General features: G+C 52.6%; 17 protein-coding genes. 6 read left to right on the top strand and 11 right to left on the bottom strand.

The annotated features are described in order from the left end of the window. Positions 1-381 precede the first annotated feature (381 nt). Together ACO0LM_RS02495 and ACO0LM_RS02500 are read left to right on the top strand one after the other, a co-directional pair. Positions 382-1956: a sensor domain-containing diguanylate cyclase gene (locus tag ACO0LM_RS02495; RefSeq protein ID WP_423034042.1), complete on the top strand. Its 1575-nt coding sequence runs from the start codon at positions 382-384 to the stop codon at positions 1954-1956. 511 nt (positions 1957-2467) lie between these two features. After that, positions 2468-6529 (top strand): Pls/PosA family non-ribosomal peptide synthetase, encoded by a 4062-nt coding sequence (locus ACO0LM_RS02500; protein WP_423034044.1) that lies wholly within the window; start codon positions 2468-2470, stop codon positions 6527-6529. A gap of 39 nt (positions 6530-6568) precedes the next feature. Here the strand turns inward: ACO0LM_RS02500 and ACO0LM_RS02505 are convergent. Next, a protein-coding gene (locus ACO0LM_RS02505; RefSeq protein WP_423034046.1) for an IS5 family transposase occupies positions 6569-7361 on the bottom strand; the annotation gives its coding sequence in 2 pieces (ribosomal slippage) (positions 6569-7097 and positions 7096-7361; 795 coding nt in all). Positions 7362-7802: 441 nt separating this feature from the next. Then, the gene (locus ACO0LM_RS02510; RefSeq protein WP_422982154.1) at positions 7803-8030 is read right to left on the bottom strand and encodes a hypothetical protein; all 228 of its coding nucleotides are present in this window, start codon (positions 8028-8030) and stop codon (positions 7803-7805) included. 333 nt (positions 8031-8363) lie between these two features. On the opposite strand from ACO0LM_RS02510, the gene chrA reads away from it, so the two are divergent. The 4 genes from chrA to ACO0LM_RS02530 all read left to right on the top strand — a co-directional run bounded on the left by chrA (position 8364) and on the right by ACO0LM_RS02530 (position 15326). Continuing rightward, positions 8364-9746 carry a chromate efflux transporter gene (gene chrA, locus ACO0LM_RS02515; protein WP_423034048.1) on the top strand — a complete coding sequence of 461 codons (1383 nt, stop codon included), beginning with the start codon at positions 8364-8366 and terminating at the stop codon, positions 9744-9746. Positions 9747-9878: 132 nt separating this feature from the next. Continuing rightward, a complete protein-coding gene (gene imuA, locus ACO0LM_RS02520) occupies positions 9879-10613 on the top strand; it encodes a translesion DNA synthesis-associated protein ImuA (protein WP_423034050.1) in 735 nt (244 codons plus the stop codon). Beyond that, a complete protein-coding gene (locus ACO0LM_RS02525; protein ID WP_423034052.1) occupies positions 10555-12114 on the top strand; it encodes a Y-family DNA polymerase in 1560 nt (519 codons plus the stop codon). The genes imuA and ACO0LM_RS02525 overlap by 59 nt, the downstream gene beginning before the upstream one ends. A gap of 5 nt (positions 12115-12119) precedes the next feature. Further along, positions 12120-15326, top strand: coding sequence for an error-prone DNA polymerase (locus tag ACO0LM_RS02530; RefSeq protein ID WP_423034054.1), 3207 nt, complete (start codon positions 12120-12122; stop codon positions 15324-15326). Positions 15327-15359: 33 nt separating this feature from the next. Here ACO0LM_RS02530 and ACO0LM_RS02535 read toward each other — a convergent pair whose 3' ends face one another. From ACO0LM_RS02535 to ACO0LM_RS02575, 9 genes are all read right to left on the bottom strand, one after another. Continuing rightward, on the bottom strand, positions 15360-16661 hold the full coding sequence (locus tag ACO0LM_RS02535; RefSeq protein ID WP_423034056.1) for an AAA-associated domain-containing protein: 1302 nt from the start codon (positions 16659-16661) through the stop codon (positions 15360-15362). Between the two features lie 22 nt (positions 16662-16683). Further along, complete coding sequence (locus ACO0LM_RS02540) at positions 16684-18417, bottom strand: ABC transporter permease (RefSeq protein WP_423034058.1); 1734 nt, start codon at positions 18415-18417, stop codon at positions 16684-16686. Positions 18418-18796: 379 nt separating this feature from the next. Beyond that, positions 18797-19492 carry an ankyrin repeat domain-containing protein gene (locus ACO0LM_RS02545; RefSeq protein ID WP_423034060.1) on the bottom strand — a complete coding sequence of 232 codons (696 nt, stop codon included), beginning with the start codon at positions 19490-19492 and terminating at the stop codon, positions 18797-18799. A gap of 6 nt (positions 19493-19498) precedes the next feature. Further along, positions 19499-20278: a TatD family hydrolase gene (locus ACO0LM_RS02550; RefSeq protein ID WP_423034062.1), complete on the bottom strand. Its 780-nt coding sequence runs from the start codon at positions 20276-20278 to the stop codon at positions 19499-19501. A 63-nt stretch (positions 20279-20341) separates the two neighbouring features. Then, complete coding sequence (gene lpxB / locus ACO0LM_RS02555; protein ID WP_423034635.1) at positions 20342-21469, bottom strand: lipid-A-disaccharide synthase; 1128 nt, start codon at positions 21467-21469, stop codon at positions 20342-20344. 68 nt (positions 21470-21537) lie between these two features. Further along, positions 21538-22326: an acyl-ACP--UDP-N-acetylglucosamine O-acyltransferase gene (gene lpxA / locus ACO0LM_RS02560; protein ID WP_423034064.1), complete on the bottom strand. Its 789-nt coding sequence runs from the start codon at positions 22324-22326 to the stop codon at positions 21538-21540. 8 nt (positions 22327-22334) lie between these two features. Continuing rightward, positions 22335-22787, bottom strand: a complete 453-nt coding sequence (fabZ, locus tag ACO0LM_RS02565; protein ID WP_422982176.1) for a 3-hydroxyacyl-ACP dehydratase FabZ — start codon at positions 22785-22787, stop codon at positions 22335-22337. Next, positions 22780-23841, bottom strand: a complete 1062-nt coding sequence (gene lpxD, locus ACO0LM_RS02570; RefSeq protein ID WP_423034066.1) for a UDP-3-O-(3-hydroxymyristoyl)glucosamine N-acyltransferase — start codon at positions 23839-23841, stop codon at positions 22780-22782. The genes fabZ and lpxD overlap by 8 nt, the downstream gene beginning before the upstream one ends. A gap of 5 nt (positions 23842-23846) precedes the next feature. Continuing rightward, a complete protein-coding gene (locus tag ACO0LM_RS02575) occupies positions 23847-24326 on the bottom strand; it encodes an OmpH family outer membrane protein (RefSeq protein WP_423034637.1) in 480 nt (159 codons plus the stop codon). Positions 24327-24346 lie beyond the last annotated feature (20 nt).

The raw sequence follows: 24346 nt of genomic DNA on the forward strand, positions 1-24346 counted from the left end.
AACTGCGGCCAAAAACATGCCATAAATTTAAGTAACTGAAGAGAGTAACATAATTTTACATTTGAAGGAACAATATTGCCCTTCTCCAACAAATTTATCCATAGACAGGCCGTTAAACCGACATTCGCAAGAAATACGTCGCCCGACCTCATCATGGCGTCAATCCCGATAAAACAATCTGTGAGCAATCTGCGCCACACCAAATCCGTATCATTTTAATGTTTATGATACGCTCAGGAAATATTTTCTCCTGACGCGCCAATAAGGCGATATTTTTTTACTAATATATCCTATAATTATTGGCACCTTTGCACTTCTTCAGAAGCAATATGCTTTCCCGCTCTTCTGGTTGTACCGCCAACAGATGGAAGGTTTCACTTCATGACGACTATGACTGCCATCAATACCAGCCTGCCTGAACCTGCCCCCAGAAAATTTCCTGTTACTGCGCTGGCAACGGGATTTGTGATCTTGGTCTGTGCTTCTTTAATTCTGGTCCAGGGTTGGGTAACCTGGCGTGCACGCGAGGTGCAACTGGCGGAAACCGAGAGGGCTACCTCGAATCTGGCTCGCTCCATAGGGCAGCATGCCTACGATACGATCAAAGGAGCCGATACCGTTCTGGTGGGCCTGGTGGAAAGACTCGAAGTGGATGGTGTTGCAGAACCCAGTCTTGAGCGCTTGCATTCTTTACTGGTTAAGCGTGTCAAGGAATTGCCGCAACTTCACGGTTTGTTTGTGTACGACCATGATGGTCGCTGGGTAACCAATTCACAGGCTACGCTGAACAAGACTGCGAATAATTCTGACCGTGAATATTTCATCTATCATCGCGGGCATACCGACCGGGGGGTGCACATAGGCCCACCGATCAAAAGCAAATCCACTGGGGAATGGATCATCACCGTAACCAGGCGTTTTAACAATAGTGATGGCAGCTTTGCCGGCGTTGTCCTGGCGACCATCGACATGAACTATTTCAAGAAGTTTTACGAGCAGTTTGATATTGGCGAAACCGGAGCGATTTATGTTGCGCTAACGGATGGCACCGTCCTGTTAAGGCGCCCGTTTGAAGAAAAATCCCTGGGCAGAAATATTTCACAATTCCCGCTGTTTCGTGACCACCTCCCCTATGCCAAAGTGGGTACGCAAACCTTTACTTCTGGCCAGGATGGCATCACCCGCATCAATAGCTACCGACAACTGGAACAATATCCACTGGTGGTGTCTGCCGCCTTGTCCAAAGATGAAGCGCTGGAAGAATGGAAATCGAATTCCACTTTGCATGCTATTGGTGTCGGCTGCCTGGTATTTGGCCTGGCCCTGATCGGATCACGGCTGATCATGCAGATCAATCTTCGTGTGCAGGCAGAAGCTGAATTATCCAAGGCTCGTCAGTCACTGGAAAATTTGAATCGGACTTTGGAAAAACTGGCCATGCAGGATGGACTGACGGGCCTTGCGAATCGCCGCCAGTTTGATATTGCCTTGAAAGATGAGTTCAGCCGGGCCATGCGCAATGCCAGTTCACTGGCATTGATCATGATAGACGTGGATTGTTTCAAGCAGTACAACGACATCTATGGCCATGCCGCTGGCGATGAATGCCTGCGTGAAATCAGCAAGGTGGTTGCCGCTGGCAAGCACCGCCCGGGTGACCTGAGCGCACGTTATGGCGGTGAGGAACTAGCAATTTTATTGCCCGGTACCGATGTGGCAGGTGCCATGAAAGTAGCGGAAAACATACGTCAGGCCATTTACGAACTTGAGCTCAAACACGCTGGCAATTCGACCGGCGTGGTCACTGTCAGCGCAGGCATAGACGCTTTTGTACCCGTCAGGGAAAATAATAAGGCCCTTGAGTTGATCGAAGCCGCAGACAAGGCACTTTACCTTGCCAAGTCACAGGGACGAAATCGCGTGCATGCTGGAAATGGCAGTCATACATCGGACTAAAACTGCGGATGATTTAGTTAAATAATTTAATGGCAATCGAAGATAGCCCTGCAATAACAGCAGCAAGTATCTCCATGTAAAATGTCTTATTTGGTTTCGGTGAACTGACATCAGTTGATATTGCACCAACCAATTTAAATTTTACCAACAAGATAACCGTTACAATACACACAGCTTTTCAGTCACTTCGCCAAACACCACATAAGCACCGCGACCTAAGCGGTTTCTGCTGATCACACAATCTCACCTGCCACGACTACTTTCAATAGCTGAGACTTCGGCGACTTTGCCGCGCCGCAACAACGAAACAGCATTCATACTGTCTCCCAATTTTATCGAGCGCAAACATCAGTGCTTCCTTGTCTCTTAAAACCAGCGTGACCATGTGTCGAAATGTTAAACTCAGCATCTTAGTTGCAATTTCTCAACATGAGGAAGTATTTGGCGCAAACAGGTCAAAAACAGGCCAAATTTAGCCTATATTAAGTGACCTTTCTCTTTTGAATTTTTTATGCATTCGTTTAGCAGCACAATAGCAAACCCTGAGATTTTGTATGGCGAGCAAAGACCTGATTTTTTGCGTGATGAAGTGCTGGCAGATTTGCTTGAGGCAAGCGCGGCAGCATTTCCAGATAAGACGGCACTCATCGCGGGCGAGCGCAGTCTTAGTTATCATCAGTTAAACGAGCATGCTGATCGTGTAGCGTCTGTTTTAATCGCTGCGGGTGTACGCCCGGGGCATATTGTCGGGCTGTGGCTGACGCGTGGCATCAATCTGCTGGTGATGCAGGCTGCTATCGCCAAATCGGGGGCGGCCTGGCTACCTTTTGATGCGGATACCCCGATTGATCGTATCGCAGTCTGCCTGCAGGATGCCAATGCCTTTGGCATCGTCAGTTGCCAGGCATTGGCCGATTCCCTGAGCGTGCTCAGCTTCACACCATGGCTGGCAGAAGACCTGCTGGCGACGACTGCAGCAAGCCCGTTGAAACGTGGCCCGGTCAAGGGCACCGATCCAGCCTATGTCATTTACACCTCTGGTTCTACTGGCAAACCCAAGGGTATCGTGGTGAATCAGGGCAGTATCTGCCACTTCCTGCGCAGCGAAAATCATGTGCTGGGCATACGCAATGATGACCGTGTGTACCAAGGGTTTTCATTGGCATTTGACATGTCTTTTGAAGAAATCTGGATCAGTTATCTGGTGGGTGCGACCTTATGGTTGGCCCCCAAAGAAATTACGGCGGATCCGGATGCATTGCCACTGGCATTGAATGCAAATCATATTACGGTCTTGCATGCGGTCCCTACCCTGCTTGCGCTGTTCACGCATGAAGTCGACAGCCTGCGCCTGATCAATCTTGGCGGTGAGATGTGTCCCGAGGTATTGGTCAAGCGCTGGTCACGGCCAGGGCGGCAAATGTTCAATACCTATGGCCCGACGGAAGCCAGTGTTTCTGCCAGCCTGGCCAGGCTACAGGCAGACCAGGTGGTGAATATTGGCAAGCCTTTACCGAATTATTCGCTGCTGGTGATTGCTACTGATGTCGAAAACGGCTTGCGCCTGCTGCCTGCAGGTGAAACTGGCGAGCTGTGCATTTCTGGTCCGGGTGTGGCGATAGGTTATCTGGGGCGACCTGATCTGACGGCGGAAAAATTTCTGCCCAACCCCTGGGCCAGTCATCCACATGAAGAAAGGCTGTACCGCACCGGTGATCTGGCCTGTTTTAATGCAGATGGCACAGTACAGTGCCTGGGCCGGGCAGATGATCAGGTAAAAATCCGTGGTTTCCGGGTTGAGCTGGGCGAGATTGAATCCGTCCTGGCGAAACAGGCGGGTGTGGGTGCCGTGGCCGTGGTGCTGCGCAAAGAAGACGAGATAGACCAGATCGTTGCCTTTATCGTCAATGATCAATTAGCGGCTGATGCCGGTGCAGAGGCTTTTGCCCATCATGCGGCTGATTTGCGTGTCACTTTGGGTAAGGCCTTGCCTGTGTATATGGTGCCGGCCCGCTTTGAATATTTACCTGAAATGCCCAGGCTGACCTCGGGCAAGATTGATCGCAATGCCCTGAAAAAACTTGAACTGCTGAAGTTGGCTGCGAATCATGATTCTGATGTTGCCGAAACAGCGACGGAAGAAGTCTTGTTCCCTGCCCTGGCCAGCCTGTTCCCCGGTCAGGCGATTCACCGTGCGTCTGATTTCTTTACGGACCTCGGTGGCCATTCATTGATGGCGGCCAAGCTGGTCTCAATTTTGCGCAAACATCCGCAATTTGCGTATTTCAGAATCAGTGATATTTACCAGCATCGCACCATCAGCAAGCTGCTGGCAGCGCTGGAAAGTGCCAGCCAGGCCCAGGCAATAGCGGCAACTACAGCAGCTACATCAGGCACCAGCAAACCGACATGGACCCATGCACCTGACTGGAAGCGCTGGCTATGTGGGCTGGGCCAGGCTATCGCCATTCCATGGCTGGTGGCGATGCGCATGGTGCAGTGGCTGGCACCATTTTTTGCTTACCATTACTTTACCGGTGATCCTGATGATTCTATCGCCAGAGCGGTAGTCTTGTCGGTGGGTGTATTCCTGTTGCTGACGCTGGCTGAATTTGCGGTTGCCATTGCTGGCAAATGGCTGATTGCCGGCCGCCTGAAAGCCGGACGTTATCCGCTATGGGGCTGGACCTATTATCGCTGGTGGCTGGCAGACCGGCTGGTGGAAGCCGCACCTTCTTACATGCTCAGTGGCTCATCCCTGTATGCATGGTGGTTACGCGCACTCGGGGCCAAAATAGGTAAGGATGTAGTGATAGGCTCCATCACCTTGCGTGCGCCGGATCTGCTACAGATAGGCAACCACTGCAACATCGGCAATGCCAGCAATTTTGAAAATGCCCGTGTACAGCGTGGCGAACTCTTGCTGGGGTCCATTACCATGGCTGATGAAGCCTATGTCGGTTCTTATGCGGTATTGGAAGGTGATGTAAAAATTGAAGCTGCTGGCCATCTTGAAGGCCAGTCTGCCCTGAGCAGCGGTCAGGTCATCCCTGCATCGCGTATCTGGAAAGGTTCACCGGCACGCGATGTAGGTGCATTTGATCCGCATATCTATCCGCCCAGGCCGCAAGTCTCTGCCTGGCGTTTGGCGGGCGAGACGATCTTTTTTATATTTGGTTCTTTACTCATCAGCGCATTGTTCTTCATGCCGGTATTCCCCAGTTTTGTAACGATAGACTGGTTTGATAATTCTGAATTATTTCCTGGCCTGCAAAGCAATTCCGTGATTTTTCAGTTGGTGAAGTACTTCTTGCTGGCCTTTCCGGCAACCGCCGTGCTGATCGTCTGTACGGCGCTGCTGTCTGCCGGTATCCGCTGGAGTATTTTACCAACCTTGAAACAGGGTAATTATCCTGTGCACGGTAATACCTATTGCGGCAAATGGCTGGTCAACCAGATACAGGAATCCAGCCTGAATGTCTTGCACGGCGTTTATGCCACGGTCTATGCACCGTTCTGGTATCGCCTGCTGGGTGCCAAGGTGGGTTGTGGTGCCGAGATTTCAACAGCATTGGGCGTGGTGCCCGATATGCTGACACTGGGGGATGACACCTTTATTGCGGATGCGGTATTACTTGGGGATGAGCAAATCGATGGTGGCTGGATGAGCATGCACCCCACCGTGATTTCGCGTCGCAGCTTTGTCGGCAATGGGGCGTATATACCAGATGGCACCATATTGCCGGAAAATGTACTCATCGGTGTGCATAGCAGTGCACCGTCGAATCAGCAAATGCGTGAAGGCGACACCTGGCTGGGTTCGCCAGCGATTCATTTACCAGCACGTGAAGAAACCAAGGGTTTTCCGGAAAACCTGACCTTCCGTCCATCGGTGATCCGTCGCCTGGGCCGCGGTTTGATTGAGGCTTTTCGTATCATTGCGCCGCACGCCATGGTAATCGCTGTCGGCTACACCATCGTTCTGGATTTGATGCCTTTGGCCGGTGATGACCGCTGGAGTGAAGTTTTGTATTACCTGGTGGTCGCCGGCCTGCTGTATGGCGTTGGTAGTTTTGCCTTTGTGCTGGCGCTGAAATGGTTACTTATTTTCCGCTACAAGAAAAGCAGCGTGCCCATGTGGACGCCGTTTGTCTGGTTATCGGAAGGCATTACCAATCTGTATGAAGGGATAGCGGTACCGAATTTCATGCGCTATTTGCGTGGTACACCCTGGCTGCCGCTGGTATTCAATTTGCTCGGTTGCAAAATCGGGCGTGGCGTGTATATGGATACCACCGACATTACCGAGTTTGATTGTGTCAGCATTGGTGCCTATAGCGAAATCAATGCGCTAGCCTGTCCGCAAACCCATTTGTTTGAAGACCGCGTCATGAAAATTGATCATGTCAGCATCGGTGAACGTGTGTACATGGGGCCGCGCAGTGCCGTTCTGTATAGCGCGGTGGTGGCAGATGATGCCAGCCTGGGCGCTCTGACTCTGGTCATGAAAGGGGAATTCATACCAGCAGGTTCCAGCTGGCATGGCTGCCCTGCGGCGATGACGGGGGCGTAAGTATGCGTTACTGAGAACCTATTCGAGATCTTTTTGCGATCAATCCCGCCGCAATAGCAAAGCGAGGAATGCCAAATTGACGAATTGCAAGCTGGTATTCAATCCCCGCTCACAATTTTTCCAAAGGCGATGGCATTTCTCAATCCAGGCAAAAGACCGCTCCACCACCCACCGTTGCGGCACAACTGCGAAGGTATGAAGTTCATTTCGTTTGGCGATCTGTACCGATGCCCCTAGAATTTCATTCACCCCCTCAGCAAAAGGGCGTCCTGTATAGCCACCATCGGCAAGTACGTTGACGACCTTGCCCAAAAATTTCTTGTGCCGCACAAATGCTTCCAATGCCCCTTTTCGATCTGTAACGTCGGCTGTCGTCACGGCAAGAGCATGGGGTAGCCCTTGTGTATCAACCGCGATATGGCGCTTGATCCCCGATACTTTTTTACCCGCATCGTAGCCTTTGTATTTGGCAGTATCCGTGTTTCTTACACTTTGTGCGTCAACGATCAAAAAGCTGCTGTGTTCGTTCCGACCATGTTTGATACGGGCCGCGCCAACCTGATTTTTTTAAGGTCTGCTCCAGCAAACTCAATTCACTTTCCGACGGCTTTTCTTTCCATTGCTTGAAATACGTGTACACCGTACTCTTCGGCGGAAAATCACTAGGAATCATGTCCCACTGACAGCCGCTTTTGAGTACGTACAATATCGCGCAAAACACATCATATAAGTCTACTTTGCGTGGCTTGGTCTTCTTTCGTGCACTTAACAGCAAGCCCTCTATCTTTGCAAATTGGTCTCGGCTGATGTCGCTTGGGTATATTTTTCTCATTCCACAAGTTTACGCAATAATCCGCACATTGGCAAAAAGATCTCGAACAGCTTCTGAGAAGTAAAATCTGTTCTAAAGCAGAATTGCAAAGCCCGGCGTATCACTTAGTTTGTGATACGCCGGGCTTCGTAGCATTCGTTTTCAGATATGTATGCAAGAGTTGAGCACAGCTGCGTTTAGCGGCTCCGTGATTTCAATCTCATCAGATTTGATGTCAGACGAATGAAGATCAATGAAATAGGTCATTTTGCATACTATCATGTGTGCAGCAATTACATTGCAACGCCGCGCTATCTCTATGCCAGGCAGTCACTCATCGTTTGCATGCCCTGTTAGCTGACACAGATAATTTGATCACGCTTGACATCGTATTGACATTCATTTTCAGTAAAATAATGCTGTAGCGCTGAATACAAGCCAGATGAATCTCAAATGATACGATTACCAGTGTGCTTTGGACAGTATCACCAGCCATTTGCGGAACAACAGAATTTCCAGATGGCCTGCCTGCACGCCGGTACTGCAATCCATCATGGGGTTAACATAGTAAGAACGCTGACGAAAATCCCGGCAGACAAATATTTCACGACGGCCCAGACGCATCAAAAAGGAAGTCGGTGCGAATTGCAGGCTGAAACGTGTGTCAAAAGACTGTTCAAGGTTTGCCATAATAGTTAATCTCCATGTCGGTTACGAATGTTAGAACCTGTTTACGATCTGTAGCGAGCGAGCGTCAGCGGGGTAAGGGTAACAAAAACGCAGCGCAAAAAGCGGAATGTACTTAGGACCATGAGCATTTTGAGCAGCGCATGAGCCCCGCGTGGAATCCGATCACGCTCGCGCTTAAGATCGCAAACAGGTTCTTAGAAGAACAGTAATCAGCTTATTACACAGCATTGTTCGTCCATGAACGTACTTTACCATAAAGTACTGTATGTGCAATCAGTATTTATTCTGATGTCGTTTTCTGAGCTCATCTACAGACAAGCAAGAACATAAAGAATGACGCTACCCACTATGATGCAATCTGACCCAGCTACCCTCAAGCAGGCTACGCCACCGACCGCAGTCAGTTTTGGGCAGGCACTGCTTTTTTGGCTGAAGCTGGGCTTCATCAGCTTTGGTGGCCCTGCCGGACAAATTGCCATCATGCATCAGGAACTGGTGGAAAACCGTCGCTGGATTTCAGAACGACGCTTTTTACATGCGCTTAATTACTGCATGGTCCTGCCCGGGCCGGAGGCACAACAGCTTGCTACCTATATAGGCTGGCTGATGCATAAAACCCGTGGCGGCATTGCTGCCGGTGTGCTGTTTGTGCTGCCTTCGCTGCTGATACTGATCTTTCTGTCGTGGGTCTACATCGCCTATGGTGACCTGAGTCTGGTGGCCGGTTTGTTTTACGGTATCAAACCGGCGGTCACGGCGATTGTGGTACAGGCGGCCCACCGCATCGGTTCACGTGCGCTTAAAAACAATTACTTATGGGGTATTGCCGCAGCTGCTTTCATGGCGATTTTTGCCCTGGATATCCCTTTTCCATTCATCGTCCTACTGGCGGCACTCACTGGCTATATAGGTGGCAGGCTGGCACCGGAACAGTTCAAGACTGGGGGTGGCCACGGCAATACCAACACTTCCTATGGCCCAGCATTGATTGACGACGACACGCCCACACCCGTGCATGCCCGGTTTGGCTGGGGCCGGCTGTTATGGGTGCTGATCACAGGCATAGCATTGTGGGCTATCCCCATGGGTCTGCTGACGGTGGCTTATGGATGGAACCATACACTGACGCAAATGGCATGGTTTTTTACCAAGGCAGCCCTGATGACGTTTGGCGGTGCCTATGCGGTACTGCCTTATGTATATCAGGGGGCAGTCAGCGGCTATGGCTGGTTGACACCAACGCAGATGATAGATGGCCTGGCGCTAGGTGAAACCACACCTGGTCCATTGATCATGGTAGTGGCATTTGTGGGTTTTATTGGCGGCTATGTGAAGGCCGTGTTCGGGCCAGACTCGCTCTTCCTGGCTGGGGCAGTCGCTGCTGCACTGGTGACCTGGTTTACCTTCCTGCCTTCGTTTCTGTTCATCCTGGCTGGCGGGCCACTGGTGGAATCCACCCATGGCGATATCAATTTCACCGCCCCGCTGACGGCAATTACGGCAGCCGTGGTAGGTGTCATTCTGAATCTGGCCTTGTTTTTTGCTTATCACGTGATCTGGCCCCAGGGATTTAGCGGCCCGCTGGACTGGATATCTGCCCTGATCGCCATCGCTGCCGCCATTGCCCTGCTGCGTTTCAAGCGCAATGTGATCCATGTCATAGGTGCATGTGCCGTCATAGGCCTGGCTGTCACGACAGTCAAGTCACTAAGCTGACGAGACCAACAGAAACTTTGCAAGACAGCAAGCATGCAATAAAGCTGCAACAGATGCAGATCAGCCGCGAGTTTGTGTTTGAAGTTTTAGGCAGAATTACATATACTGTATATTTATACAGTATAATCTATTATGCCCAGTATTTCCCCACTTGTCGCCGAAGGTATACATCCCGCATTGTGGCGTGCCTCACAACTGGCGCGTGGCCATGGTGCTTATCTGGATACCGGTTTTCCTGAATTACGTCTTGAATTGCCTGGTGGCGGCTGGCCTTTGGGGCAATTGACAGAAATTCTATTGCCCACCGCCGGCATTGCTGAACTGACGCTATTAAAGCCGGCCCTGAATCAATTGCAGGGTCGCCCCATTATCTTACTGACACCACCTTATACGCCGCAGGCACTGGCATTGTCCTGTGCCCATTTACAAACCTCGCAGTTGATCTGGATCACTTGCAACAAGCAGTCAAATGCACTCTGGGCCGCCGAACAGGTGTTACGCAATGGCAGTTGTGGTGCCCTGCTGTTCTGGCAAACACAGATACGCAGTGAAGCACTGCGTCGCCTGCATCTGGCCGCCCAAAGTTCGGATATCTTTTTTTGCCTGATGCGCAGCCTGCAGATGGCCCCATTGCCATCCCCGGCCCCATTACGATTGAGTCTGCGGCCCATCGCTGGCGGGCTGGAACTGGCAATGATCAAGCGTCGCGGTGGTTTGCGTGATCGTCCGCTGACCCTGCGTGTAGCAGCCCATCATTATTTGTATTCACATGCCCATACCAACAAAGAAACCATTACGGCAGACAGGCATGCTGGCGCAACGTCCGCCGCTCTGGCTCGCCGTACACCTGCCCATGCTCCAGCTTGAGGTGTTTGTGAAGCACTGGCCCGACGTCGAAGAAACCATGCCCAGTGCGGTACTTCAGCAGGGACGGATCAGTGCGGTCTCGAAATCGGCGCGTCAGGCTGGCGTCTATCCGGGCATGCGCACGGGTGGCGCGCAGATGCTGTTGCCTGATATCCGCTGCTTTCAGCGTGATATCCAGCAAGAGCAATTGGATTTGCTGGCCAGTGCCACCGCTTTGCTACAGTATTCGCCCCAGGTGGCGTTGGCAAAAGACGATACCATTCTCATCGACATCAGCGCCAGCCTGAGCTTGTTTGGCGGCATCCGTGCCTTGCGCAAGCGTATTCAGGCCACCATGCAAGCCCTGGGCCTGACGGCAAACACGGGGATCGCCCCGGTGGCCAGGGCGGCATGGCTTTTTGCCCGGCTGGCTGCACAAAAAAAACGGGCGGGCAAGCATGTGCTGGGCTTGAAGAAATTATCCCTGCACCTGGATCGCCTGCCCGTTGGCCTGCTGGCAGCGGCACAAGATTCGCTGGAGTTATTGCAGGGCATTGCCTGCCACAGTCTGCAAGATTTGCGGCGACTGCCACGACCCGGCCTGCAAAGACGCTGCGGTAAAGCCATCCTGCATGAACTGGATGCAGCCTATGGCGAACAAATCGAGCTGCATCAATGGCACAGCGCGCCCCCCGCATTCAAGGCCAAGGTGGAATTGCCTGACCGTATCGAGCAGGCCGATGCCCTGCTGATGTATGCCCGCAGCCTGCTGACCCAGTTGCTGGGCTGGCTGACGGTGCAGCACCTGGCGGTCAGTCATATCCATCTGGAGTTATTGCATGAACGAGGTCGCCAGGCTATTCCCCCTACCCTGTTTGATCTGAAACTGGGGCAAGCCTGCTGGCAGGAATCGCATTTACTCAGTCTGTTCAAGGAAAGACTGACACAGTTGAAACTGCACAGCGCCGTCATCGCCATCGTGCTGGAAGTCAAACAGACTAGCCCACGCGAGTTGCAGAGCGAAACCCTGTTTCCCGAACCCGGGGGCAAGGCAGAAGATCATCAACGCCTGCTGGAATTACTGGTTGCGCGCCTGGGTGAAAACGCTGTATTGAAAGCCCAGCCGCAAGCCGACCACAGACCCGATGTAGCCAATGCCTGGGTCTCGGTCATGCAACCGGTAACAAAAAAAACTGCTCTAGCCCATACCGGCCCGGCTGCCAACGCGGCTGCCAACACGGTTACCGGCATGCATGCGACAGCCAATTTACGTCCCGACTGGCTGCTGCCCAAAGCATTAGCGCTGGAAATCCGCAATCACCATCCTTATTACAAATCCGAACTGACACTGATTTCACCGGCAGAGCGAATAGAAGCTGGCTGGTGGCATGAACAGATACAGGCACGCGATTATTTTGTCGCCATAGACGCCAAAGCCGTGCGTTACTGGATTTATCGTGAACGCGCCATGGATCCGGACAGTGACCATGCAGTCTGGTTTTTACATGGCGTATTTGGGTGACCGTTATGGCGACCATTATGGCGACCAGCAGCTTACTCCCCGCCTATGCCGAATTATTCTGCATGACCAATTTCAGCTTCTTGCAGGGTGCATCACATGGCGAAGAACTGGTGGCGCGTGCCATCAGTCTGGATTACCAGGCACTGGCCATTACCGATGAATGCTCGCTGGCCGGTGTGGCACGGGCGCATACCGAAGCAAAGAAAAGTGGTTTTCCCCTGCTCATAGGCAGCCATTTCATACTCAGTGAGGAAGCAAACGCAGGTGCAGCGAATGAAACACAGGCCGCAAAAACCGGGCTGCATCTGATCGCCCTGGCACAAAACCGTGAAGGCTATGGCAATTTATGCGAATTGATCACGCTGGCACGTGGACGCAGCAGCAAAGGCAATTACCTGCTGACCAGACAGGATTTTTCAGCACCACCCGAAGCACTGCGTCATCTGACATCGCTGCCGGATTGCCTGCTGATCCTGGTACCGGCCTATCCGGCTGAACCCACTATCCTGGCCAACCAGGCCAACTGGCTAGCGCACACTTTTCCCGGACGGGCCTGGATAGGCTTGAATCTGCTGACGCAAATGGCTGATTCTTACCAGCAGGAACAGGTATACCTGGCCGCCGATCAACTGAAATTGCCTGTCGTCGCAATGGGTCAGGTCTGCATGCATGTGCGTTCACGCAAGCCCTTGCAAGACACCATGACGGCCATACGCATAGGTAAGCCAGTGGCGGAGTGTGGCTACACCCTGGCGCTGAATGCAGAACAACATTTACGGTCACGCTTGCGGCTGGCCAATATCTACCCGCGACAGGCGCTGGCCGAAACCATCCACATTGCCAATGCCTGCCATTTCTCCCTGAGCGAATTACGCTATGAATATCCGGATGAATTGATTCCCAAAGGGCATACGCCTGCCACCTATCTACGCGTGGAAGTATATAAAGGCGCGCAACTGCGTTATCCGCGAGGCTTGCCATCAGGGTTGGCAGACCAGATTGAAACCGAATTACACCTGATCAATGACCTGGCGTATGAAGCTTACTTCCTGACCGTGTATGACATCGTGAATTTCGCCAGAAGCAACAAAATCCTTTGTCAGGGGCGCGGATCAGCCGCCAACTCTGTGGTCTGCTATTGCCTGCACATCACCGAAGTCAATCCGGAAACACATACCCTGCTGTTTGGTCGTTTTATATCCAAAGAAAGAAATGAACCACCGGATATCGATGTCGATTTCGAACACCAGCGCCGCGAAGAAGTCATGCAATACGTGTACAACAAGTATGGCAAAAACCGCGCCGCACTGGCAGCGGCGGTACATACCTACCGGCCACGCGGTGCCCTGCGCGAAGTTGGCAAAGCCCTGGGGGTAGACCTGGCCATTGTGGATGCAGTGGCCAAGTCACATCGCTGGTTTGACAGCAAGCAGGAATTACTGAACCGCTTTGCCGAATGCGGACTGGATATCCAGTCCGTGCTGGCGCAGCAATGGGCAACACTGGCGACGCAGTTATTGGGCTTTCCGCGTCACCTGTCACAGCACAGCGGTGGCTTTGTGATTACCCGGGGCAAACTGTCGCGCCTGGTCCCGATAGAAAATGCCGCCATGGAAAACCGCAGCGTCATCCAGTGGGACAAGGATGACCTGGAATCGCTGGGGCTGATGAAGGTGGATGTCCTGGCACTGGGCATGCTGTCAGCCCTGAAACGGGCACTGGCTATGATGAGCAATTTTCCTGGCAAGCCAAGCAGCATGCAAGACATTCCCCGGGAAGACGCTGTCACCTATGACATGATCTGCAAGGCCGATACCGTCGGTGTATTCCAGATTGAATCGCGGGCGCAGATGAGCATGCTGCCGCGCTTGCGCCCACGCCAGTTTTATGACCTGGTGGTGCAGGTGGCAATAGTACGGCCCGGGCCGATACAGGGGGGCATGGTCCATCCTTATCTGCGCCGTCGCCAGGGCAAGGAAGCCATAGAAGAACACAAAGACCCAGCCATGCGTGCGGCCCTGAGCAGGACTCTGGGCGTACCGATTTTTCAGGAACAGGTCATGCAGATTGCCATGCTGGCCGCCGATTTTACTGCTGGCGAAGCCGATGGCCTGCGACGTGCCATGGCTGCATGGAAACGCAAAGGTGGACTGGAAGGCTATCACGACAGGATCGTCAACACCATGGTCAAAAACAAGTATGACAAAGCCTTTGCCGAAGCGATTTTTGAACAGATGAAAGGTTTTGGCGAATATGGCTTCCCTGAAAGTCATTCATCCAGTTTTGCCATATTGGCCTATATCAGCAGCTGGATCAAATGCCATGAGCCAGCCATCTTCCTGTGCTCGCTATTGAACTCGCAACCCATGGGCTTTTATTCCCCTTCACAACTGGTGCAAGATGCCCGTCGCCACGATGTCAAAGTCAAGGCAGCCGATGTGATGCATAGCAACTGGGATTCTTCGCTGGAAGAAATGGTAAACAATCGTTACACCAGTACCCTGCAGCCTGTCGTTCGCCTGGGGCTATCCATGTTGCAGGGCATGTCTGAAAGCACGGCCCTGCGCATACAGCAAGCCCGTAACGAGCAGGCTTTTACCGATGTACAGGATCTTGCCAGACGGGCCGGACTAAATCGCCATGACCTGCAGGTACTGGCGACTGGCAATGCCTTGCTGTCCCTGAGCGGCCATCGACGCCAGGCCTTGTGGGAAGCCATCGGTGCGCTGCCAGACCGGGATTTGCTGCGCCCGACCAGCATACAGGAACAGACACCTGTACTGAAAGCACCAAGCGAGGCACAGGAAATTCGCAGCGACTACCACGCCATGGGCCTGAGCCTGCAACGCCATCCTGTCGCCCTGTTGCGCCCGCAGTTACTGGAAAAACGCTTCCTGCCGGCAGACATGCTCAATACCTTCCAGCAAGGGCAATTTGCCCGTGGTTGCGGCTTGGTGACAGTCAGGCAGCGTCCCGGTACGGCCAAGGGCGTACTATTCATCACCATAGAAGATGAAACCGGACCAGTGAATGTGATCATCTGGCCTTCACTGGTGGAAAAACAAAGACGCGAAGTCTTGAACGCCCAATTGCTGGGCGTGTATGGCATCTGGCAATGCGAAGCCGAAGTCCGCCACCTGGTCGCCAAACGTCTGGTCGACATGTCACATCTGCTGGGACAATTGGCAGTAGGTAGCAGGGATTTTTGTTAAGCTACGTTTTGTTAAGCTACGTAAAGAGCGAGCTTATTCGTCATTCGTTTCCGGCAAGGTCAGACGGCCAGTATGATAATCATATTCATAGACTTCGCCATAACGACCCCATTCAATGGCGACTTCCAGGACCCGTTTTGCTTCATCGGCTTTGAGGAATTCTTCCAACAAATCAATCAGCGGTTGTTCAGACAAGCTGCCACTGGCTTCGCTTTCCAGATTGCGCCGTATATGGGCTGCCAGTGGCACATGGGTCAACAACTGCTGACCAAATAATTCCTGCTTTTGCGCCTGATCGACTTCCGCATATTTCTTGCCCAAAGGCGTCAGCATGATGTCGCCTTTTTCCAGGATGGCAAAACCCAGCAGACTCAGTGCTTCATAGGTGGGGAATAATTCTTCATCCGACAATTCGGCTTCTTCACCCAGTTGCGGCAAGTCGGCGCGGCCATTGAATGGTGCCTCGGCCAGCAAATCCAGCACCCCTTCGATACGGCTGACATCGGTTTCCGGCAGACGGTAGCCCAGATGCCGCGCATGCGATGCTTCGGCGGTGGCTTCATGGGTGGCACGCATGGTCATCAAGCCATACACTTCATCGATCAGCGCCCTGACTTCGATCGAATCCACATCACGTGGTCTTGGCAAATCAATCTTGATTTCACAACGTACCGTACCAGGGTCACTGGACAGGATGATGATGCGGTCCGCCATCATCACTGCCTCTTCGATATTGTGCGACACGATGAGGATACCCTTAGTGGAAATGCGGTCTTCTTCCCACAATTCCAGCATGTCATTGCGCAGGGTTTCACCAGTCAGTACATCGAGTGCAGAAAAGGCTTCATCCATCAGCAATACATCGGGGTTGGTCACCAATGCCCGTGCAATACCGACCCGCTGTTTCATACCGCCCGACAATTCACGCGGCAAGGCGCCGCCAAAGCCTGCCAGACCGATCAATTCCAGCACGGCATCGGCTCTGGCCTCACGTTCTGCCGCCGGGACACCCTGGGCTTCCAGCCCCAGTTCCACGTTTTGCTGCACAGTAAGCCAGGGGAACAGGGCAAACGACTGAAACACCATGGCAATGCCGGCCACTGGTCCAAAAATGGATTTGTCACGGTAAGCCACCTTACCGGCATCTGCCGAAATCAGGCCTGCCATGATACGCAGCAAAGTCGATTTGCCAGAGCCGGATTTACCCAGCAAAGCAACGATCTCGCCGTCCTTCAATTGAAAATCAACCTTGTCAAGGATCAGGCGGGATTTACCATCCGCAGCCTTGAATGATTTGGCGACCTGGTTCAGGTCCAGTAATAAATTTTGATTCATCTTGAATTCCTCAGCGCAGGGCTTAACGTAGATGATCTTCTGCCAGCAAATACAGTTTGCGCCAGAAAAAACGATTCAATAACATGACGAATACGCACATCACCCCGATACCCAGGGCGATACGGTGAAAGTCACCGGTTTCCGTCATTTGCTTGATATAGCTGCCCAGGCCATCGGCAACCAGCGTGGTTTTACCCCATGTCACATATTCGGCCACGATACTGGCATTCCACGAACCGCCACTGGCGGTAATCGCCCCGGTGATATAGCTGGGAAAGACGGCGGGCAAATAGACCCGCTTCCATTTCAGCCAGCCTTTCAGGCCCAGGTTATCCGCCGCCAGACGCAGCTCATTCGGTATGGTTGCGGCCCCTGCCACGACATTGAACAGGATATACCACTGCGTACCAAACACCATCAGCGGGCTGAGCCAGATATTCGGCGTCAGGTGAAAAGTCACCATGGCAAACACCACCAGCGGAAACATCAGGTTGACCGGGAAAGCCGCCAGGAACTGTGCCATGGCCTGCACTTTTTGCGAATACTGGGGACGCAAGCCTATCCACACCGCGATCGGCACCCAGACCAGCGATGCCAATGCAATCAGCAACATGACGCGCACCAGGGTGATCATGCCCAGGCCCATGACGTGCAATACCTCTGCCCAGCCCACATTACTATGGATAAAGTTCAGCAAGCTATACATCGCCAACAGCGAGATGATGATCAGGAAGACATCCCACACCCTGGACCAGGCAGGATGCAATGTCCGCTTGCGTACCTGTTCTGAGGTGCCGTCATGGCTGACGCTGAACCATGCCAGGCCACGCCCCAGGAAAACCTGGAATCTTGCAGCCCATTCGCGGAACCAGAAACTGTTGCGCATCCAGTCCAGCAGCCAGGATTGTTGCGCTGTATCACCCTGCGATTCTTCAAAGCGAAACTTGTCTGCCCAGGCCAGCAAGGGACGGAAAAACAATTGGTCATACAACAGGATGCCTATCAGCATGGACAATATGGCCCAGGCGATGGCAGTACCATTCCTGGCTTCAATCGCGACCGCGATATAAGAGCCTATGCCAGGCAATTTGATATCCTGACCAGCGACTGAAATCGCTTCTGCCGCCACCAGGAAAAACCAGCCGCCGGACATTGACATCATCATGTTCCATAACAGGCCAGGCATGGCAAATGGCAGTTCCAGACGCCAGAAGCGCTGCCAGCCAGACAAGCGGAAGATCATGGCCGCTTCCTGCAATTCGGCGGGTACATTGCGTATCGACTGGTACAGGCTGAATGCCATATTCCAGGCTTGCGAAGTAAAGATCGCAAAAATCGCTGCGCATTCCACCCCCAGCAAATTACCGGGGAACAATGCAATAAAAGGGGCAATCGCAATCGCCTGGAAGCCGAGTATCGGTACCGACTGCAAAATATCCAGTGCCGGTATCATGATTTTTTCAGCGGCAGCATATTTCGCTGCAATCGCCGCAAATACCAGGCTGAACAACAGGGAAAAAGCCAGGGCCGTAAACATGCGCAAGATGGTGCGCAATAAATAATAAGGTAGATAAGCCGGGTCCAGATAAATCTGCAAAGCTTCGCCGACGGCAAAGGGACGGCTCATTTGCATTGCCGCAAAAGCAAAAATACCTAAAAGGGCCAGAACCAGCGGCAACAAGGCCCAGTCCCAGCGATTGGGGCCCTTGCTTTCGCTGACGGTTTCACGGTGCTGATAACGGAACAATTCAAACATGAACGCTCCTGTCGCCACTTACGATAAAAAAGCAGAACATACCACTCCTCCTGTCACATGCACGCCAGGCATGAACAAAGATAAGTTACGTGACAACGACAACCGCAAAATGCACTTACTGGGTCCGCAAGAAACCAGTGACATTGCTGAGGTCACGCGTACATTAATAAATTGGGTAAGTAGAAGGAACAGCCCAGGAGCTGAGAGAGACCACTACCCGCCAGAATGGCAAGGTAGCAAGAGAAAATCTGTGCTTACATTGCCAAGTTGAATGAAGATCGACAACTATAACTGTCCACAGATCGTGCTCCGAAAATGAGATGCGCGAACTTTAACATAGAGTCTATTTGGCAGGCAAGATATTGCAGTGCAAAAAAAATTATTTTTTAGTAGTCTGCATTCTTTCTTTCAGAAAGGCGGCGATTTCCCTTTGTTCCACTTCATTGGCAAAATCCAGGGCAGTCAGGCCCAGGTCGTTTTTCAGTGAAGGATCAGCACCCTCATCCAGTAGTAGCGCAACGGCGTTCATTTTGCCGGAACGGGCCGCCATCATCAAAGGCGTGGTTTTGTTCGGCGATTCCGTATCGATGTAGGCAGAATGCTCAAGCAGCAAGGCAATGATTTCCTTGTTGCCGTTTACCGCCGCATAGTGCAAGGCAGTCCAGCCCGGCTGATTGATTTCTGCACCGCGCTCTATCAACGCTTTGACCGCCTGCAGATTGCCCAGATAGCAGGCCAGCATCAGCACCGTATCACCATTCATCGCCCGCGCTTCCAGCTTGAGGTCTGGATGTGTCAGCAGCACCGGGAAAACCTTCATGGATTTTTCGCGCAAGGTGATCATCAGCACGCTTTCACCACGGGTGGATTCGACAGAATTGACATCCATCCCTTTTTGCAAAAACTCCCTGACCGTATTGACTTGATCAAAGCGCACTGCAAAGACGAAATCATCATAGGCATCCGCCCGCGCCGGTGCCGACATCATCAATGACAGCGCCAGCAAGCTCAATATAGTAGCCAAGTAACGTGGGAGGTGGGCAAGCAAACGATGGATCAGCAGATAAGCAGTCATGGAAAATCAGTGCGCGAACTGAAACAGTTGAAAGAAATTCTCTGTTGTGGCTTTTTGTACATCAAGCACGGATACTCCCTTCAAATCCGCCAGGAACTCACCAACATGACGTACAAAGCCAGGTTCATTCATTTTACCGCGATGTGGTGCCGGTGCCAGATAGGGGGAATCGGTTTCTATCAGTATGCGTTCCAGCGGCAAGGCTTTGGCTACGGCCTGCAAATCCTTGGCACTCTTGAAGGTCAGTATGCCTGAAAAAGAAATGTAAAACCCCAATTCCACCGCTGCCAATGCCACATCCAGCGATTCGGTGAAACAGTGCATGACCCCGGCAACGCCGCCCTGCGCCACGCCAGCGCCCTCTTCCTTCAAGATGCGTATGGTGTCTTCTGCGGCAGCCCTGGTGTGAATGATCAAAGGCTTGCGGCACATGCGGGAAGCACGTATATGCTGCCTGAAACGTTCACGCTGCCATTCCAGATCACCCTTCAGCCGGAAATAATCCAGGCCGGTTTCACCGATGGCGATGATTTTGTCATGCTGCGCCAATCTGACCAGTTGTTCAGCGGTCGGCTCTTCAGTTTCTTCGTAATCAGGATGCACGCCGACTGATGCATAGATATGCGGGTATTGCTCAGCCAATGCCAATACCTGCGGGAAATCAGGCAAATCAACCGACACACAAAGTGCATGGGTGACGCCGTTTTCCTGCATCTTGCCGAGGATTTCCGGCATGCGCACGGCCAGCTCGGGGAAATTGATATGACAATGGGAATCAACGTACATGCTTGCTACTCTTAAAGGAAAACTGGCCTGTGGCCCTATCAGAAAATGCCGGGGCAAATTGCCTCAGGATGCTGAAATCAATTGTAATACGGCTTGCGCCGAGACGTTGGCGGTATCGCGCAACAGGGAATGATGCATGTCGACGAAGCGCAGCTTCAGGCGTTCCTGCAAGGCGCTGTCGCTTAACTGCTGCCACAGTGCATCGGCCATCGCATCCGGCCTGGCGGCAGATTGCAAAAATTCCGGCACCAGAAACTCACGCGCCAGGATATTCGGCAACCCTATCCAGGGCTGGTAACCCATATGCCGCAAAATCTGCCACGAAGCTTCCATCATCTTGTAGGCAATCACCATCGGCTTCTTGAACAAAGCCACTTCCAGTGACGCGGTGCCTGAAGCCACCAATACCGCATCTGCCGCCGCAATGGCAGTATGCGAGCGGCCATCAATCAGCAACACCGGTACATGATCGAGCTTGGCATCAACCACCAGCTTGATGTAATAGCTGCGCTGTTTTTCACCCGCCATCGGCACCACGATCTGCAGATGCGGGTCGCGTTCACACAAAATCTTGGCAGTCCGGATAAAGGCTTCCGTATTGTATTTGATCTCGGACATGCGGCTGCCCGGCAAAATGGTGACTACCCTGGCATTCTTGTCCAGGCCCAGTTCATCCCTGGCGGCAGCTGTATCCGTTTCCATGGGAATGACCTGCGCCAGCGGATGGCCGACATAGGTCACCGGTATGCCGGCCTTGCGGTATATCTCTTCTTCAAACGGAAACACCACCAGCATGTGGGATACGGCTTCGGCAATTTTTTTGATACGACCGCCTCGCCATGCCCAGATCGATGGGCTGATGTAGTGCATGGTGGGAATACCGGCGCGTTTTAACTGGATTTCCAGATCCAGATTAAAGTCAGGCGCATCGACACCGATGAAGACATCCGGCTTTTCCCGCAACAGTTGTTCACGCAATTGCTTGCGTATGCCGCTAATTTCACGGTAATGCGCCAGCACCTCAAACAGGCCGCGCACGGACAGTTTATCCATCGGCCAGTCATTGACGAAACCGTGTTCGGCCATGCGCGGGCCACCGATGCCATGCATATGGGCATCCGGCAAGGCCGGGCGCAAGCCGGACAAGAGGCGGTTGGCCAGCATGTCACCAGAGGTTTCTCCGGCCACCATGGCAATGATGGGACGGCCTGGAAGGCTTGGATGGCCTGGCCGATCAGGAAGATTTGTCACAATCAGACTTAACGGACTATGCCGCGTGTCGCAGCATCAAGGAAATGGCGCATTGACTGCACATGCAGAGCAACATCCGCTTCCAGTTCTGTCACCTGCTCATCCAGCGCTGCCTTGGCCTCTTCCAGCGTCAGGCCGGACTTGTAGATCAGCTTGTAAGACTGGCGTATGGCAGAAATCTGTTCGCGGCTAAAGCCACGGCGCTTCAGCCCTTCGACATTGATGCCGTGGGCCGCTGCCGGATTGCCGTTCAGCATGACAAATGGTGGCACGTCCTGCAACAGGGACGTGCCCATGCCGCACATCGCATGCGGGCCTATCTTGCAGAACTGGTGGACATTGGTAAAGCCACCGAGTATCACCCAGTCACCGACGTGTACATGGCCAGCCAGCGCCGCATTATTGGCGAAAATGACGTTATTGCCGACCTGGCAGTCATGGGCCAGATGCACATAGGCCATGATCCAGTTGTCATTTCCCAGACGGGTAACGCCATTGTCCTGTACCGTGCCCAGATTGAAGGTGCAAAATTCGCGAATGACGTTATTGTCACCAATTTCCAGGCGCGTAGGCTCACCCGCATATTTCTTGTCTTGCGGTGCAGCGCCTATCGATGAAAACTGGTAAAAAGTATTGTTGCGGCCTATGGTCGTATGCCCTTCGATGACCACATGCGGACCAACTTTGGTGTCAGCCGCAATCGTGACATACGGGCCGATAATGGAATAGGCACCCACCTCTACCGTACTGTCGAGTCTGGCCAGAGGATCAATCAGTGCTGTTGGATGGATACGCATGTTTCCTCCTAGGCTTCGTCTTTCGTACGCATGGTGCACATCAATTCGCCTTCTACCGCCAATTGACCATCTACCGTCGCTTTGGCCTTGTATTTCCAGATGCCACGGGTAACCTTGATGATCTCCACTTCCATCTTCAACTGGTCACCAGGCTCTACCGGGCGCTTGAAGCGTGCGCCATCAATACCGAGGAAATACACGATGGTATTTTCATCCGGTTTCTGACCCATGGTTAAAAATGAGAGTATGGCGGCAGTCTGCGCCATGGCCTCTATCATCAATACGCCAGGCATGACAGGCTTGTTCGGGAAGTGTCCGTTAAAAAACTCTTCATTTGCTGTGACATTTTTGATGGCGGTGATGGTCTTGCCATTTTCCCAACTCAGTACGCGATCAACCAATAACATGGGATAACGATGTGGCAGGTATTCTTTGATTTGATTGATGTCCAGGCTATTCATGATCTTTTTCAGTCAGTGTTTTCATTGTTTTTTCCAGGTAGCGCATTTTTTCGCGCATACCCGATAAATTGCGCACGATGGCAGCAGTTTTTTCCCACTCGGCATTCTTGGCCAGGGGATAGAAGCCGGTATATTGCCCTGCTTCCAGTATCGAACGGGATACCATGCTGGCAGAAGAAATATGCACATTGTCGACGATGGTCAGATGCCCCAGCACCATGGCAGCACCGCCAAACGTACAGTATTTACCTATCTTGGCGCTGCCAGCCACGCCGACGCAGCCAGCCATGGCTGTATGCGCACCGATATGGCAGTTGTGGCCTATCTGTATCTGGTTATCAAGCTTGACGCCTTCTTCAATGATGGTATCAGCCAGCGCGCCGCGGTCTATGCTGGTATTGGCGCCGATTTCCACATCATCACCAATCAGTACCCTGCCCGTTTGCGGGATCTTGATCCATTGCCCTTTTTCATTGGCAAAGCCAAAACCATCTGCCCCGATCACCGCACCGGAATGAATGATGCAGCGCTGGCCGATCACACAATAATCGTAAATGCTGGCATTGGCATGGATCAGGCTATGCTCGCCGATGCTGACACCACGTCCGATGACAGCGCCCGCCTTGATCACCACATGCTCACCGATGACTGCTTCGGCATCAATGCTGACATTCGGGCCGATGCTGGCCGTCGCCGCCACGATCGCTTGCGGGCTGACCCAGGCGGCCGGATGTATGCCGGTGACTGCCGGTATCGCGTTCAAAGCCGCAAAATACTGGGCTGCGCGGGCGAAATAGACATAGGGGTTAGGGACAATCAGGTAAGCCCCCTGGTATTCCGTCCCCAACTGATCGAAATCAGCCTGTGTCACTATCAATGCTGCGGCCTTGGTAGCTGCAGCCTGGTGACGCAATTTGGGGTTGGACAAGAAGGTGATGTGCCGCTCGCCGGCCTCGCTTAAAGGCGCAATCGCAGCAACAGATATATCCGGTGAACCGATCAATTGACCACCGAAGCGATCGACCAATTCACCCAGCCGAATGCTCGTGGTCATAGGAATTATTTGGAAAGTGCCTTCAGAACTTTATCTGTAATATCAATACGCGGGTTGGAGTACACCACGTCTTGCAGTACGACATCAATCTTCTCGGCTTCGGCGATTTGCTTGATGGCTCTTTGGGCACGTTCCACCAGCGAAGCGATTTCTTCATTCTGACGCTGGTTCAAGTCTTCATTGTAAATACGCTGTTTGCGATTGAAGTCCTGATCCAGCTCAGTGATTTCGCGCTGACGCTTGATACGGTCGGTTTCGGACAAGACTGGTGCATCCTTGTCCAGCTTCTCTGCCATAGCCTTGATTCTCTTGGCGAGGCCTTCCAATTCTTCACGTCGCTTGGAGAATTCAACTTTCAGCTTGGCTTCGGCTGCTTTCGCCGGCACCGATTCGCGTATTACCCTTTGGGAATCAAAGATGGCAATTCTGGAATCCTGTGCCTGCGCCTGGGCCATGCTGAAAACGCAAGCCGCACCAAGCAACATGCGCTGTAGCAATTGGGCCG

The sequence above is a fragment of the Undibacterium sp. Di26W genome (assembly GCF_049340265.1).
Lineage (GTDB): Bacteria > Pseudomonadota > Gammaproteobacteria > Burkholderiales > Burkholderiaceae_D > Undibacterium.

Excerpts from the sequence above, each read along its gene's own strand:
- ACO0LM_RS02495 (WP_423034042.1), top strand. The coding sequence starts at position 382 with ATGACGACTATGACTGCCATCAATACCAGCCTGCCTGAACCTGCCCCC.
- ACO0LM_RS02500 (WP_423034044.1), top strand. The coding sequence starts at position 2,468 with ATGCATTCGTTTAGCAGCACAATAGCAAACCCTGAGATTTTGTATGGC.
- ACO0LM_RS02510 (WP_422982154.1), bottom strand. The coding sequence starts at position 8,030 with ATGGCAAACCTTGAACAGTCTTTTGACACACGTTTCAGCCTGCAATTC.
- chrA (WP_423034048.1), top strand. The coding sequence starts at position 8,364 with ATGACGCTACCCACTATGATGCAATCTGACCCAGCTACCCTCAAGCAG.
- imuA (WP_423034050.1), top strand. The coding sequence starts at position 9,879 with ATGCCCAGTATTTCCCCACTTGTCGCCGAAGGTATACATCCCGCATTG.
- ACO0LM_RS02525 (WP_423034052.1), top strand. The coding sequence starts at position 10,555 with ATGCTGGCGCAACGTCCGCCGCTCTGGCTCGCCGTACACCTGCCCATG.
- ACO0LM_RS02530 (WP_423034054.1), top strand. The coding sequence starts at position 12,120 with ATGGCGACCATTATGGCGACCAGCAGCTTACTCCCCGCCTATGCCGAA.
- ACO0LM_RS02535 (WP_423034056.1), bottom strand. The coding sequence starts at position 16,661 with ATGAATCAAAATTTATTACTGGACCTGAACCAGGTCGCCAAATCATTC.
- ACO0LM_RS02540 (WP_423034058.1), bottom strand. The coding sequence starts at position 18,417 with ATGTTTGAATTGTTCCGTTATCAGCACCGTGAAACCGTCAGCGAAAGC.
- ACO0LM_RS02545 (WP_423034060.1), bottom strand. The coding sequence starts at position 19,492 with ATGACTGCTTATCTGCTGATCCATCGTTTGCTTGCCCACCTCCCACGT.
- ACO0LM_RS02550 (WP_423034062.1), bottom strand. The coding sequence starts at position 20,278 with ATGTACGTTGATTCCCATTGTCATATCAATTTCCCCGAGCTGGCCGTG.
- lpxB (WP_423034635.1), bottom strand. The coding sequence starts at position 21,469 with ATGGTGGCCGGAGAAACCTCTGGTGACATGCTGGCCAACCGCCTCTTG.
- lpxA (WP_423034064.1), bottom strand. The coding sequence starts at position 22,326 with ATGCGTATCCATCCAACAGCACTGATTGATCCTCTGGCCAGACTCGAC.
- fabZ (WP_422982176.1), bottom strand. The coding sequence starts at position 22,787 with ATGAATAGCCTGGACATCAATCAAATCAAAGAATACCTGCCACATCGT.
- lpxD (WP_423034066.1), bottom strand. The coding sequence starts at position 23,841 with ATGACCACGAGCATTCGGCTGGGTGAATTGGTCGATCGCTTCGGTGGT.
- ACO0LM_RS02575 (WP_423034637.1), bottom strand. The coding sequence starts at position 24,326 with ATGTTGCTTGGTGCGGCTTGCGTTTTCAGCATGGCCCAGGCGCAGGCA.